Source organism: Burkholderia sp. SRS-25 (genome assembly GCF_004343765.1).
GTDB classification, from domain to species: domain Bacteria; phylum Pseudomonadota; class Gammaproteobacteria; order Burkholderiales; family Burkholderiaceae; genus Burkholderia; species Burkholderia contaminans.
Genome location: NZ_PTXM01000016.1, coordinates 107,071 through 120,343, shown reverse-complemented (window position 1 = coordinate 120,343; position 13,273 = coordinate 107,071). Strand labels below are relative to the sequence as shown.

At 68.7% G+C, this 13,273-nt stretch carries 12 protein-coding genes; 5 read left to right on the top strand and 7 right to left on the bottom strand.

Going from position 1 to position 13,273, the window contains the following annotated elements; translation table 11 throughout:
• Nucleotides 1-64 precede the first annotated feature (64 nt).
• Together C5O79_RS22610 and C5O79_RS22605 are read right to left on the bottom strand one after the other, a co-directional pair.
• Complete coding sequence (locus C5O79_RS22610) at nucleotides 65-436, bottom strand: zinc ribbon domain-containing protein (RefSeq protein ID WP_122473454.1); 372 nt, start codon at nucleotides 434-436, stop codon at nucleotides 65-67.
• Nucleotides 437-446: 10 nt separating this feature from the next.
• On the bottom strand, nucleotides 447-2,555 hold the full coding sequence (locus C5O79_RS22605; protein WP_236862305.1) for a heavy metal translocating P-type ATPase: 2,109 nt from the start codon (nucleotides 2,553-2,555) through the stop codon (nucleotides 447-449).
• 27 nt (nucleotides 2,556-2,582) lie between these two features.
• On the opposite strand from C5O79_RS22605, the gene C5O79_RS38620 reads away from it, so the two are divergent.
• From C5O79_RS38620 to C5O79_RS22595, 3 genes are all read left to right on the top strand, one after another.
• A complete protein-coding gene (locus tag C5O79_RS38620) occupies nucleotides 2,583-3,107 on the top strand; it encodes a hypothetical protein (protein WP_240687923.1) in 525 nt (174 codons plus the stop codon).
• Between the two features lie 59 nt (nucleotides 3,108-3,166).
• Nucleotides 3,167-3,598, top strand: coding sequence for a Cd(II)/Pb(II)-responsive transcriptional regulator (gene cadR, locus C5O79_RS22600; RefSeq protein WP_011350541.1), 432 nt, complete (start codon nucleotides 3,167-3,169; stop codon nucleotides 3,596-3,598).
• A 68-nt stretch (nucleotides 3,599-3,666) separates the two neighbouring features.
• On the top strand, nucleotides 3,667-4,239 hold the full coding sequence (locus C5O79_RS22595; protein WP_122473452.1) for a PadR family transcriptional regulator: 573 nt from the start codon (nucleotides 3,667-3,669) through the stop codon (nucleotides 4,237-4,239).
• A gap of 45 nt (nucleotides 4,240-4,284) precedes the next feature.
• Here C5O79_RS22595 and C5O79_RS22590 read toward each other — a convergent pair whose 3' ends face one another.
• The 4 genes from C5O79_RS22590 to C5O79_RS22575 form a co-directional block, all read right to left on the bottom strand.
• Complete coding sequence (locus tag C5O79_RS22590; RefSeq protein WP_122473451.1) at nucleotides 4,285-5,715, bottom strand: FAD-binding oxidoreductase; 1,431 nt, start codon at nucleotides 5,713-5,715, stop codon at nucleotides 4,285-4,287.
• A gap of 12 nt (nucleotides 5,716-5,727) precedes the next feature.
• Nucleotides 5,728-6,516 (bottom strand): ABC transporter substrate-binding protein, encoded by a 789-nt coding sequence (locus tag C5O79_RS22585; protein WP_046547495.1) that lies wholly within the window; start codon nucleotides 6,514-6,516, stop codon nucleotides 5,728-5,730.
• Between the two features lie 71 nt (nucleotides 6,517-6,587).
• On the bottom strand, nucleotides 6,588-7,742 hold the full coding sequence (locus C5O79_RS22580) for a pyridoxal phosphate-dependent aminotransferase (RefSeq protein WP_046547496.1): 1,155 nt from the start codon (nucleotides 7,740-7,742) through the stop codon (nucleotides 6,588-6,590).
• A gap of 209 nt (nucleotides 7,743-7,951) precedes the next feature.
• Nucleotides 7,952-8,620, bottom strand: coding sequence for a TetR/AcrR family transcriptional regulator (locus C5O79_RS22575; protein WP_046547497.1), 669 nt, complete (start codon nucleotides 8,618-8,620; stop codon nucleotides 7,952-7,954).
• Nucleotides 8,621-8,740: 120 nt separating this feature from the next.
• Between C5O79_RS22575 and C5O79_RS22570 the strand changes: the two genes are divergently transcribed.
• Together C5O79_RS22570 and C5O79_RS22565 are read left to right on the top strand one after the other, a co-directional pair.
• On the top strand, nucleotides 8,741-10,393 hold the full coding sequence (locus C5O79_RS22570; RefSeq protein ID WP_131931771.1) for an acyl-CoA dehydrogenase family protein: 1,653 nt from the start codon (nucleotides 8,741-8,743) through the stop codon (nucleotides 10,391-10,393).
• A gap of 60 nt (nucleotides 10,394-10,453) precedes the next feature.
• Complete coding sequence (locus C5O79_RS22565; protein ID WP_122473449.1) at nucleotides 10,454-11,962, top strand: AMP-binding protein; 1,509 nt, start codon at nucleotides 10,454-10,456, stop codon at nucleotides 11,960-11,962.
• Between the two features lie 116 nt (nucleotides 11,963-12,078).
• On the opposite strand, the gene C5O79_RS22560 is transcribed toward C5O79_RS22565, so the two are convergent.
• Entirely contained in the window at nucleotides 12,079-13,218 is a 1,140-nt protein-coding gene (locus tag C5O79_RS22560; protein ID WP_039351413.1) for a branched-chain amino acid ABC transporter substrate-binding protein, read from the bottom strand.
• Between the last annotated feature and the right edge of the window lie 55 nt (nucleotides 13,219-13,273).

Here is a 13,273-nt window from a genome sequence, read left to right as displayed (position 1 = left end):
CCTGAAACGAAGCGCGCCGGCCGGCGTTCGCACGCCGCCGGCGCGAATGCGCTGACAAACCGACTCAAGCAGCCTGCGTCCCGCACCCGGGACAGAACCGCGCGTCTGCCGCCAGTGCCGAGTGGCAGCGGCTGCAGGACTTGCCGCGTTGCGCGGTGCCGCACTGCGCGCAGAAACGCGCATCCGACGCGTTGAGCGCACCACAGCCCGCGCAGGCAAGCTGACTCAGCGGCACGTTGCCGCCGCTTTGGTCGCTTCGACTGTCGGCCGGCGCCTGCCAGCCCCAGCCGTAACGATCGCGGCCGCGCGCCTCGTGGCCGCCGTGGCCGTCCTGGCGCTGCCCGCCGTGATGCCCGCCACCGTGGCCGCTGTTGTTGCCATGTCCGCCGCCATGGCCACCGCCGTGGCCGCCCAGGAATCGTTTCAGAAAGCTCATCGCCTGTTCCTCAACGCTTGGCCTGCGCGCTGCCGAACGCCCCCGAGGACGACAGCAGCCGCAAACCGTTGGCCACGACGATCAGGCTCGCGCCCGCGTCGGCGAAGACCGCCATCCACATCGTGCCGAGCCCCGCGACCGTGAGGCCGAGAAACACGATCTTCACGCCGAGCGCGAAGCCGATGTTCTGCACCAGTACGCGATGCGTCGCACGCGACAGCCGCACGAATGCGGGAATCTTGCGCAGGTCGTCGTCCATCAGCGCGACGTCGGCCGTCTCGATCGCGGTGTCGGTGCCCATCGCACCCATCGCGAAGCCGATGTCGGCGCGTGCGAGCGCCGGTGCGTCGTTGATCCCGTCGCCGACCATCCCGACCGCCCCCGCGCCGCCGGCCGACAGTTCCTCGACCGCCGCGAGCTTGTCTTCCGGCAACTGGTTGCCGCGCGCATCGTCGATGCCGGCCTGCTGCGCAATCGCCTGCGCGGTATGCGGGTTGTCGCCGGTCAGCATCGCGGTGCGGATGCCGAGCGCATGCAGATCGGCGATCGCTTCACGGCTCGTGTCCTTGATCGTGTCGGCCACCGCGAAGATGCCGAGCACGCGCGCTTCGTCGACCAGCACCACGACGCTCTTTCCCTGCCGCTCGAGCGCATCGAGCTTCGCTTCGAGCGCCGGCGAGCAGCGCTCGAGCTCCTCGACGAGCCGGTGGTTGCCCAGCCAGTAGCGCGTGCCGTCGATCGTGCCCTGCACGCCCCGCCCGACGATCGCTTCGAAGTCCTGCACGTCGGCGAATGCCGTCGTGCCGGCGTCGCGGGCAGCCGTTGCGATCGCCTGCGACACCGGGTGATCGGAGCGCGCCGCCAGGCTCGCGCCGAGGTGCCGCACACGTGCCGCATCGGCGTCGGTTGCATGCAGGTCGAAGTCGGTCTGCACCGGCTTGCCGTGCGTGATCGTGCCGGTCTTGTCGAGCGCGAGCCACACGAGCTTGCGCCCTTCTTCCAGGTACACGCCGCCCTTCACGAGAATCCCGCGTCGTGCGGCCGCCGCGAGCCCCGACACGATCGTCACGGGCGTCGAAATCACCAGTGCGCACGGGCACGCGATCACCAGCAGCACCAGCGCGCGGTAGATCCAGTCGTGCCATGCCCCGCCCATGACGATCGGCGGCACCACCGCGACCAGCAGCGCGACCGCGAACACGATCGGCGTGTAGACGCGTGCGAACTGGTCGACGAAGCGCTGCGTCGGCGCCTTCGCACCTTGGGCTTCCTCGACCGCGTGAATGATCCGCGCGAGCGTCGAGTTCGCCGCGACGGCCGTCACGCGATAGTCGAACGAACCCGATTCGTTGATCGTGCCCGCGTACACGGCGTCGCCGGTCGTCTTTTCGACGGGCAGGCTCTCGCCGGTGATCGGCGCCTGGTTCACCGTCGAGCGGCCCGCGACGACTTCGCCGTCCAGCCCGATCCGCTCGCCCGGCTTCACGCGCACGACTGCACTGAGCGCCACCTGTGCGGCCTCGATCGTGCGCCACGACCCGTCGGCGTCCTGCACGGTCGCGGTGTCCGGCGCGAGCTGCATCAGGCCCTGGATCGCATTGCGTGCGCGGTCGAGCGACTTCGCTTCGATCAGCTCGGCGATCGTGAACAGCACCATCACCATCGCTGCTTCCGGCCACTGGCCGATCGCCATCGCGCCCGTCACCGCGATGCTCATCAGCGCGTTGATGTTCAGGTTGCCGTTGCGGATCGCGATCCAGCCCTTCTTGTACGTGGTGAGCCCGCACGCGAGCACCGCCGCGAGCGCGAGCGCCGCCGCGAGCCACACGGGCAGGCCCGCCCAGGTCGCGCCCTCGGACGCGATCGCAGCGACGCCGGCCAGCGCCAGCGGCCACCACGGCTTCGCGGGCGCGGCGGCGGCGCGGGCGGCCGGTGCGCCGGCCGTTGCCGCCTCGGGCGTCATCCCGAGCGAGCGGATCGCGCTTTCGATCGCGGGCTGGGCATCCGGCACGTGCTCGACGGTCAGCATCCGCTGCATCAGGTTGAATTCGAGCGCCGACACTTCGTTCATCCCGCCGAGCTTCTTGCGGATCAGCGTTTCCTCGGTCGGGCAGTCCATCTGCATGATCCGGAACGCGGAGCGCACGTGGCCCGACGCGGTCGCCTGCGCAACCGGCAGCGGCGCGAGCGTCAGCGCGGCAGGCGCGCAGCAATCGCCGGCCGCGTGGTCGTGGTCGTGGTCGTGGTCGTGGTCGTGGTCGTGGTCGTGGTCGTGACCGGCATGGTCGTGCGCGGCGCTGCCGTGTGCACAGGCGGCGCCATGGACATGCCCGTCGCCATGCTCGTGTGCAGCGCCATGACCCTGGTCGTGATCGTGTTCCTTGCTGCTGCCGTGGTTGCAACCAGCGCCGTGGGCATGCCCCTCTTCACGACCCGCATGCGCATGATCATGGTCATGCTCGTGGTCTTGGCTGTCGGCATGCGACTGCGCGCCGCGCGCTGCGGCGGCCTTGCCATGCGCGTGCTCGCCGGCCGTCGGCGCCGCATCGGCGACGGTGGCCGTACCCGTATCGTGCGCGTCGGCGCAGCACGGCGCGGCGCCGCCGGCATGACGGTGTCGTGGGTCGTGGGTACGCTGGGCGTCGGTCATGACAACCTCCTCAATGGCTAACGGTGTAGAGTTAACACCCTGAAGCCACTACAAGGTCAACCCTTACACGGGAGAAAGACATGAAGATCGGCGAACTGGCCAAAGCGGCCCGCTGCACACCCGAGACGATCCGTTTCTACGAGAAAGAGGGGCTGATGCCGGATGCGGAGCGCACCGACTCGAACTACCGCAACTACACCGACGTGCACGTCGAACGGCTCCGCTTCATCCGCAACTGCCGTGCGCTCGACATGGCGCACGACGAAATCCGCGCGCTGCTGCAGCTCACCGACACGCCGGCCGACCCCTGCGATTCGATCAATTCACTGCTCGACGAGCACATCGGGCACGTCGATGCGCGCCTCGCGGAACTCACGCATCTGCGCGACCAGCTCACCGAGTTGCGCCGCCAGTGCGTCGGCGAACATTCGGTCGAGGATTGCGGCATCGTGCACGGTCTCGCGACGATGGAAACCGTCGCCCCGGCCGCGAAGCGCTCTCACCTCGGCTGAAACCCTTGTGAAATATGATAGTCTGATTGAGAATAGTTATATTCTTACTAGATATTGAATAACTATTCATGCCTACCAGTCGTCCGTCCCCGCTCGCGCTGGCCGTCCTCGCGACGCTTACCGAAACGCCGATGCATCCATACGGGATGCTGCAGCAACTGAAGGCTCGCGGGTACGACGAAGTCGTCAACGTGCGTCAGCGCACCAGCCTTTACCAGACGATCGACCGGCTGCTGCGCGACGGGATGATCGCCGTGCACGACACCGAGCGCGACGGCGCGTTTCCGGAGCGCACGCTGTATGCGCTGACCGAGGCCGGGCACACGGCCGGGCAGGCGTGGCTGCATGCGCTGCTCGCGGAGCCCGCGCGTGAATTCCCGGCGTTCGGCGCCGGTCTCGCGTTCCTGCCGCTGCTCGACGCCGAAGATGCCCGCCACCAGCTCGAGCTTCGAATCACGCGGCTCGACGCGGAGCGCGAGCGCCTCGAAACGCTGCGCGCCACCGCGCAGGCCGACCAGGTGCCGCGCCTGTTCCTGCTGCAGAACGAGCATGCGCTCGTGCTGCTCAATGCCGAACTCGACTGGGCGCGCAGCGTCGTCGAACACCTGAAGATCGGCGCGCTGCGCTGGGTGGACGGCTGACGCGTTACGCTGGCCGGCTCCCGCCGGCAACGTGCATCGCCCTGATCAAAGCACCTTGCCGGGATTCAGGATGTCGAGCGGATCCAGCGCGGCCTTCAGGCGTCGCATCAATCCGATTTCCGCGTCGCTGCGCGTATACGCGAGATAAGCGCGCTTGAGCACGCCGATCCCGTGTTCGGCCGACACCGACCCGCCCATATCGCGCACCACCGCGTACACGCAGTGATCGAGTGCATCGACGTCCGCGTCGGTCATCCCGGCCAGCGACACGCCGATATGCACGTTGCCGTCGCCGACATGACCGAAGAACAGGCACGTGACGTCCGGCCAGCGGGCCCGCAACGCCGCCTCGCAGCGCTCGGCGAACGCGCCGAGCTCGCCCGTCGGCAGGCTCACGTCGAAGTTGACGAGATGCGGCAGCGCGTCGATCGCGAGGCCTTCGCGCAGCGTCCACAAGTCGCGCGCCTGCCGCTCCGACGTCGCGAGCACCGCATCCTCCACGAGCCCCGCGTCGAACCCTGCCGCGAGGCCGGTTTCCAGCGCCCGGTGCGCGTCGCCGCCCGGTGCGCTCGTCGCGCATTCGATCAGTACCGCGAAGCCGTCGTCGCCGGCGAACGGCGCCGAAACGCCCGGCGTATGACGCGCGACGTAGTCGTAGAACGCCGGCCACATCGCCTCGAAACTGACGACCTCCGGCAACATGCGCACGCGGTTCCACAGCGCGACCACCGCGTCGTAGTCGCGCACGCGGCAGAGCGCCGTGGCCGGTGCGGCCAGCAACGGATGCAGCCGCAGCACCGCGCGCGTGACGACACCGAGCGTCCCTTCGCTGCCGATGAACAGCTGCTTGAGGTCGTAGCCCGCATTGTTCTTCAGCATCCGGTTCATCGACGACACGACCGTGCCGTCCGCCAGCACCGCCTCGAGCCCGAGCACCTGCTCGCGCATCATCCCGTAGCGGATCGCCCGCGTGCCGCCCGCGTTGGTCGCGAGCATGCCGCCGATCTGGCATGAGCCGCGCGCGCCGAGATCGACGCCGAACGTGAAACCCGCCGCTTCCGCGGCTTCCTGCACCGTCTGCAGCGGCGTCCCGGCGCGCACGGTCATCGTGCCGGCCGCCGCGTCGAGTGCCTCGATGCCCGCGAGGCGTTCCATCGACAGCACCACCTCGCCGCCCAGCGCGACCGCGCCGCGCGCGAGCCCCGTCAGGCCGCCCTGCGGCACGACCGGCTGGCCGAGACGCGTGCACAGCGCAAGGGTGCGCGACACGTCGTCGATGCTGCGCGGGCGCACCAGCGCGCGCGGCCGCGCGCCGGCCGGCTCGTTGTACGCGGTGAAATAACGCGGATCGATGTCGGCCGATCGCGTGACGAGCGCATCGCCCAGTTCGGCGACGAGCACGGCTTCGAGCCCGTCACCGGGCAGCGGCGCGCCGCCCTGATCGCTACCCGTGGCGGCCGTGTTCCGGTTCTGCATCGCGCGGCCCGCTTACTTCGCCGAGATGTCGATGTCGCCGAAGTACTTCAGGCCGAGCGTCTTCACCGTGCCGTCCGCCTTCAGCTTGTCGATCGCCGCATCGAGTTTCGCCTTCAGCGCGCTGTCGCCTTTACGCAGCCCGAATGCGATGCCGTTGCCGAGGATCTTGTCGTCGCGCACCGGCTGGCCGACGAACGAAAACCCCTTGCCGTCCGGACGCGACAGGAAGCCGCGCTGGCCAGACGGTGCGAGCACGAGCGTCGCGTCGAGACGGCCGGACACGAGGTCCGCGTACGCCTGGTTCTGGTCCTGATACGCGACGACCGTGACGCCGGCCGGCTCCCAGTGCGCCTTCGCGAAGGTTTCCTGGATCGACGCCTGCAGCACGCCGACGCGCTTGCCCTTCAGCGATTCCGGCGTCGGCAGCAGGCCGCTGCCGGTGCGTGCGATCAGCTGGGTCGGCACGCGATAGATGATCGTCGTGAAGTCGATCGCCTGGCGCCGCTGCTCGGTCGCGTTCATCGCCGAGTTGATTGCGTCGAACTTGCGGCCCTGCAGCGCGGGAATCAGGCCGTCGAACGACGTCTCGACCCATTTGCACGACAGCTTCGCCGTCTGGCAGACGGCATTGCCGACGTCGACGTCGAAGCCCTGCAGATCGCCGTTCGGCGCTTTCGATTCGAACGGCGGGTATTGCGCCTCGAGGCCGAAGCGCAGTGTCTGCGCGTCGGCGAGCGCCGCGCCCGAGCCGATGGCGCACGCGAGTGCGAACGCGAGTTTCAAGGGGGCCGTGTGCTTCATCGTGATCTCCTGTGTCTGGTCGGTGCGACGATCCCGTCGCCGGAAGCCCGTCGCCTGTTTCCGTACGGGCCTTACAGCGAACGCAGCCGCCGCGCGCCTTCGATCAGCGTCGCGTCGTCCTTCGAAAAACTGAGCCGGATCACGCCGGCGTCGGTGCCGTCGGTATAGAACGCCGACAGCGGAATCGTCGCGACGCGCGCGTCGCGGATCAGGCGCAGCACGAAATCGCTGTCGCTTTCGTCCGAGAAGTGCCGGAAGCGCGCGAGCATGAAGAACGAGCCTTCGCTCGGCAGCAGCTCGAAACGCGAATCGGCCAGCTCGCGCGCGAGCAGGTCGCGCTTGGCCTGGTAGAACGCCGACAGGCCGAGATAGCTGTCCGGCCGCGCGAGGATCTCCGCGAACGCGACCTGCATCGGCGTGTCGGCCGCGAACACCATGAACTGGTGCACCTTGCGGATCTCGTCCATCAGCTCGGCCGGCGCAAGGCAATAGCCGACCCGCCAGCCCGTCACGTGGAACGACTTGCCGAACGACGACACGATCACGCTGCGCTCGGCCAGCTCGCGATGGCGCGCCATGCTCTGGTGCTGCGCGCCGTCGAACACGACATGCTCGTAGACCTCGTCGGACAGGATCACGATGCCGGTATCGCGCGTGAGCTGCGCGAGCCGCTCGAGATCGTCGGCCGAGAACACGGTCGCGGTCGGGTTGTGCGGCGTGTTGACGATGATCATCCGCGTGCGCGGGTTGATCGCCGCGGCGACTTCGTCCCAGTTCACGCGGAAATGCTCGGGCGACAACTTGATCGCCACCGGCGTCGCGCCCTGCAGCCGCACGATCGGCGCATAGCTGTCGAACGACGGCTCGAAGTAGATCACCTCGTCGCCCGGATGCACGAGCGCGCTGATCGCCGCGTAGAGCCCTTCGCTCGCGCTGGCGATCACCGTGATCTCGGTGGCCGGGTCGTAGCGCGTGCCGTACAGCGCCTCGGTCTTCTCGGCGAGCCGCTCGCGCAGCGCCATGACGCCGGCCATGGGCGCGTACTGGTTGTGCCCGTCGCGCATCGCGCGTGCAACGCCTTCGACGAGCGCCGGATCGGGCGCGAAATTCGGCGCACCCTGCGACAGGTTCAACGCATCGTGGCGGGCAGCCAGTTGGCCGATCACCGTGAAGATCGTCGTCCCGACGTCGGGCAATTTCGAGCGGGGCGCGGTGGCGCTTCGCATGACTCCTCCTTCTGATGTCCTTCGGGCGGCCGCGCGCGACGCGCACGGCCTGCATCCGTCGCACGATTTAGCCCGAGCCAATATCGGTGGACAATCGAAAGTTCGTCATGGCGGCCATGCATTTTTCTCATGGCTCGCCGAGAGGAGCACGCAGCGGCAAGGCTTGACTGCCAGGCAGACATGCGACTCAGGCATTTCCTCTAGGGGATTTACCGGCCGGCCGCCGCCAGGTAGGCGAGCAGCACGGCCCGCAGTTCGTCGCGCAGCGCGGCGATGTCGAACGCGGGCCCGAGCGTCAGCAACGCCTGCGAAAGGCCGCCGTAGCAGATCGTGTGCGCCATCCGCGCGAGCCCGTCGAGCCGCGCGGCCGGCGGCGGATCGGCCGCGTGCGCGAGCGCGTCGCGCCACAGCGCGACGTACGCGTCGTAATGCCGACGATAGGCGGTGAGCGGCGACACCTGCCGCTCCAGCGCGAAGAGCGCGCCCCACAGCGCCGCGTCGGCGCCGATCGCCTCGACCTGCAGGTCGACGAGCGCGGCGGCCAGTTCGGCCCGTGGCGCGCCGTGCAGCCGCTGCACGGTGTCGCGCAGCCGGTCGGCCAGCGCCAGCACGTGCCGGTGGATGCAGAGTGCCGCGAGGCTCTGCTTGTCGCCGAAATATTCGTAGAAGGTGCCGATGCTCACGCCCGCGACCGCCGCGATCTCGCGGATCGTCGCCTTCGCATAGCCGCGTTCGAGCAAAAGCTGAACGAACGCCTGCTGCAGCGCATCGGAACTCGCCTGCGCGCGCGACTGGCGCGGCCGGCGGCGCAAGGCGGGCGCGGGTTGCGCCGCCGGCTGGCCGGGCGGCGCCGGAACCTGAACATGTCGCGGCGGCATATTTGCTACTCTGGAAATCAGCAGGGAATGCGTTTTACCGGGGGCCGGAGCCGGCGCCGAAGCGTCATCCGTGCGGCATGACGCCGGCCGCCCGCGAAGCATGAGACCGGAGACACCTCGATGACCGAATCGACTCACGCCGTCACGAACCAGTTCGACGAACTGGTCGACTATAACCTCTTCACGACGGACATCGCGCTGCGCGACGCGCTCACCCGCGCGGGCGCCGACTGGGCCGTGCCGCAGCTCGACGCCTACGGCGCTCGGCTAGGCAGCGCCGACACCGCACGGCTCGCCGACGAAGCGAACCACCACACGCCGGAACTGCACACTTTCGACCGGCGCGGCCGGCGCATCGACCGCGTCGACTTCCACCCGGCCTGGCACGCGCTGCTCGGCCAGTACCGCCGCGAAGGCTTCGTGTCGCTCGCGTTCCGCGACACGCGCCGCGGCCGCTGGGCTGCGACGGCCGCCGGCTTCTACCTGCACGGCCAGATCGAGGCCGGCACGCTGTGCCCGGCGACGATGACGCAGGCCGCGATTCCCGTACTGCAGAAGGAGCCCGCGCTGTGGGACCTGCTGCGCGACAAGCTCTACAGCGACGACTACGATCCACGCGACGTGCCGGTCGCCGACAAGCGCTCGATCTGGTTCGGCATGGGCATGACCGAGAAACAGGGCGGCTCCGACGTGCGCGCGAACACGACGCTCGCGACCGCCGTCGGCGCGGGCGGACGCGGCGGCGAATACCGGCTGCGCGGCCACAAGTGGTTTTTCTCGGCGCCGATGTGCGATGCGCACCTCGTCGTCGCGCGCACCGAAGCCGGCAGCCCTTCGTGCTTCTATGTACCGCGCTGGCGGCCGGACGGCACGAAGAACACGGTCGAGATCCAGCGGCTGAAGGACAAGGTCGGCAACCGCAGCAACTCGAGCAGCGAGATCGAGCTGAACGACGCGTGGGGCATCATGCTCGGCGACGAAGGCCGCGGCATTCCGACCATCATCGAGATGGCCACCTACACGCGGCTGAACTGCGTGCTCGGCAGCGCGGCGATGCTGCGCCAGGGCGTCGTGCAGGCGATCGCGTACACGCGCCAGCGCCACGCGTTCGGCCGCGCGCTCGCCGAGCAGCCGCTGATGCGCACCGTGCTCGCCGATCTCGCGCTCGAAAGCGAAGCGGCGCTGTCCCTCTCGATGCGCCTCGCCGACGCGTTCGAGCGCGACGACTCGCCGCGCGAACGCGCATGGAAGCGCATCGTCACGCCGGCCGCGAAATTCTGGGTGTGCAAGCGCGCGGTCGAGCTGACTGGCGAGGTGATGGAAGTGTTCGGCGGCAACGGCTACGTCGACGACGGCCCGATTGCGCGGCTATTCCGCGAGGCGCCCGTCAACTCGATCTGGGAAGGCTCGGGCAACGTGATGTGCCTCGACGTGCTGCGCGCGATATCGCGCGAGCCCGACGCGGCCGCCGCGCTGTTTACCGAACTCGCCGATCTCGGCGCGGGCGAACCGCGCATCCGCGCGGCGCTCGATGCGCTGCGCGCGATGCTCGCGGCGCCGGCCGACACGCTCGAGGCATCGGGCCGCGTGTTCGCGCAGCGGCTCGCGGTGGTCGCGCAAGCCTGCCTGCTGCGCCGCGATGCGCCGGCGCCCGTTGCCGACGCATTCGTCGCGACGCGGCTTGCCGCGCCCGACTGGGGCCGCATCGCGGGCGGCTTCGATCCGCACGCGATCGACGTCGCCGCGCTGCTGCAGCGCGCGTACCCGGCCTGATGCCGTTTCGGACAACGCAATACGACCCAGTTCGCCTTCGATCGCCCGCCCGGAGTTCCGATGAACCTCGTCGCCGCCCTTGATCGCGCCGCCCGTGCGACGCCCGACCAGCCGTTCCTCGTCAGCGAATCCGCGACGATCACCTATGCTGCCGCTCGCGAGCGCTCGCACCGCGCGGCGGCCGTGCTGAGCGCGCTCGGCATCGCGGCCGGCGACCGTGTCGCCGCGATGTGCTTCAACACGCCGGCGTTCGTCGACCTGATGTTCGGCGCGTGGCGGCTCGACGCGACGCTCGTGCCGGTCAACCACAAGCTGCAGGCGCCGGAAGTCGACTACGTGCTCGAACACAGCCGCAGCAAGGCGCTGCTGTTCGACGTCGCGCTCGCGCCAGTGGTCGAACGCCTCGTGCATCCCGCGCGGCGGCTCGTGACCGAAGGCGAACTCGACGGCGTGCCGTGCTTCGACACGCTGTGCGCGACGATGGACGGCCTCGCGGGCATCGAGCCTGCCGACGGCGACATCGCGCAGATCCTCTATACGTCGGGCACGACCGGCTACCCGAAAGGTTGCGTGCACAGCCACCGCACGGTGACGCTCGCGGCAATGCAGGCGGCGCTCGCGACCGGCATCGGCCGCCACGAGCGCACGCTGATGGCGATGCCGATCTGGCATTCGTCGCCGCTCAACAACTGGTTCGGCGGCACGTTGTACGCGGGCGGCACCGTCGTGCTGCTGCGCGAATACCATCCGCTGCGGTTCCTGCAGACTATCGAGCGCGAGCGCGTGACGCTGTATTTCGGTGCGCCGGTGTCGTACCTGCTGCCCCTCGACACGGTCGACGGCTTCGCGGCGTTCGACCTGTCGAGCGTGCGCGCCTGGCTGTACGGCGGCGGCCCGATCGGCCCCGCACAGGCCGAACGTCTCACGCGTGCGTATCGCAGCGATGCGTTCTTCCAGGTGTACGGCATGACGGAAGCAGGCCCGGCCGGCACGACGCTGTATCCGGACGAGCAGATCGCGAAGGCCGGTTCGATCGGCCGCACCGGCGGCCCGGGCGTCGACCTGCGCGTCGTGCGGATGGACGGCCTCGACGCGCAGCCGGGCGAGACCGGCGAGATCTGGCTGAAGACCGACAGCATGATGCTCGGCTATCTCGACGATGCGGCCGCAACGCGCGCCGCGTTCGCGCCGCACGGCTGGTATCGCACCGGCGACATCGCGCGAATCGATCAGGATGGCTACCTGTTCATCGTCGACCGGCTGAAGGACATGATCGTGACGGGCGGCGAGAACGTCTATTCGAAGGAAGTGGAGGACGTGCTCGGCGCGCACCCGGACATCGCCGAGGCGGCCGTCGTCGGCGTCCCGCATCCCGATTGGGGCGAGACGGTCGCGGCGCACGTGGTACTGCGCGCGGGCACCGTGCCCGACGCGGAAGCGCTGCGCGCGTTCTGCGGCGAGCGCCTCGCCGCGTACAAGATCCCGCGCGAATTCACGTTCGCGCAGGCGCTGCCGCGCACGCCGACGGGCAAGCTGCAGAAGTTCCTGCTGCGCGTGCGTCGCGAATAGCCGCTCGAGCGGCCGCGGCAAAAGAAAAAGCCACCCGGCCCGACGGCCCGGTGGCTTGTTCCTGACCGGCGGGGCAGCGACATGCGCCCCCGCCCGTTCGTCACGTCACAGGCTGCTTACTTCCCGCCGATGCTCTTCAGCGGCTTCCACTCGCCCTTCTCGACCTTGTACATCGTGATGCCGCCGTTCTTCAGGTCGCCCTTCGCGTCGTACGCGACGTGCGTCGACGTCACGCCGGCCATGTCGGTCTTCGCGAGCACCGGCAGGTACTTCGCCGGATCGGTCGAATCGGCCTTCTTCATCGCGTTGAACAGCGCCATCGCACCGTCGTACGCATACGGCGAGTATGTCTGCACGTCTTCGCCGAAGCGCTTCTTGTACTTGTCGGCGTACGTCTTGCCGCCCGGCATTTCTTCCAGCGGCAGGCCTGCCAGCGAAGCGATCGTGCCGTCGGCCGCGGTGCCCGCGATCTTCAGGAACGTCGGCGTCTTCACCATTTCGCCGCTCATCAGCGGGGCGGTGATGCCGAGCGTCTTCATCTGCTTGACCATCGGTGCCGCCTGCGAATCCGCGCCGCCGTAGTAGACGAGATCCGGCTTCGCCGCCTTCAGCTTGGTCAGGATTGCCTTGAAGTCGACAGCCTTGTCGTTCGTGAATTCGCGGTCGACGATCGTCGCGCCGCCGGCCTTCGCGGCCTTCTCGAACTGGTCGGCGAGACCCTGGCCGTAGGCCGTGCGGTCGTCGACGATCGCGATCTTCTTCATGCCGAGATCCTTCGACGCGAACGTGCCCGCCACCGAGCCCTGCTGCGTGTCGGACGTCATCATGCGGAAGGTCGTCTTGTAGCCCTGCTGCGTGTATTCCGGTGCGGTCGCCATCGCGATCTGCGGAATGCCCGCGTTCGCGTAGATGCGCGAAGCCGGAATCGTCGTGCCCGAGTTGAAGTGGCCGAGCATGCCCTTGATGCCGTCGTCGACGAGCTTCTGCGCGACCGTCGTGCCGGTGCGCGGGTCAGCCTGGTCGTCCTGCGTGTCGAGCACGAACTTCACCGGCTTGCCGCCGATCTTCGGGCTCGTCGCGTTGAAATCCTCGATCGCGAGCGCGATCCCGTTCTGCATATCCTTGCCGTAGTGCGCCTGCGCGCCCGTCATCGGCCCTGCGTAACCGATCTTCACGTCATCCGCATGGGCCGTCCCCGCCAGCGACATGACCGCGACGAACGTCGCGCCTGCCAGCTTTTTCATCGTGTGTTGCATAGCATCTCCTTGGTACCAGGGTAAATGGAGCGGCTTCGGGATCGCCTAGCCGCTT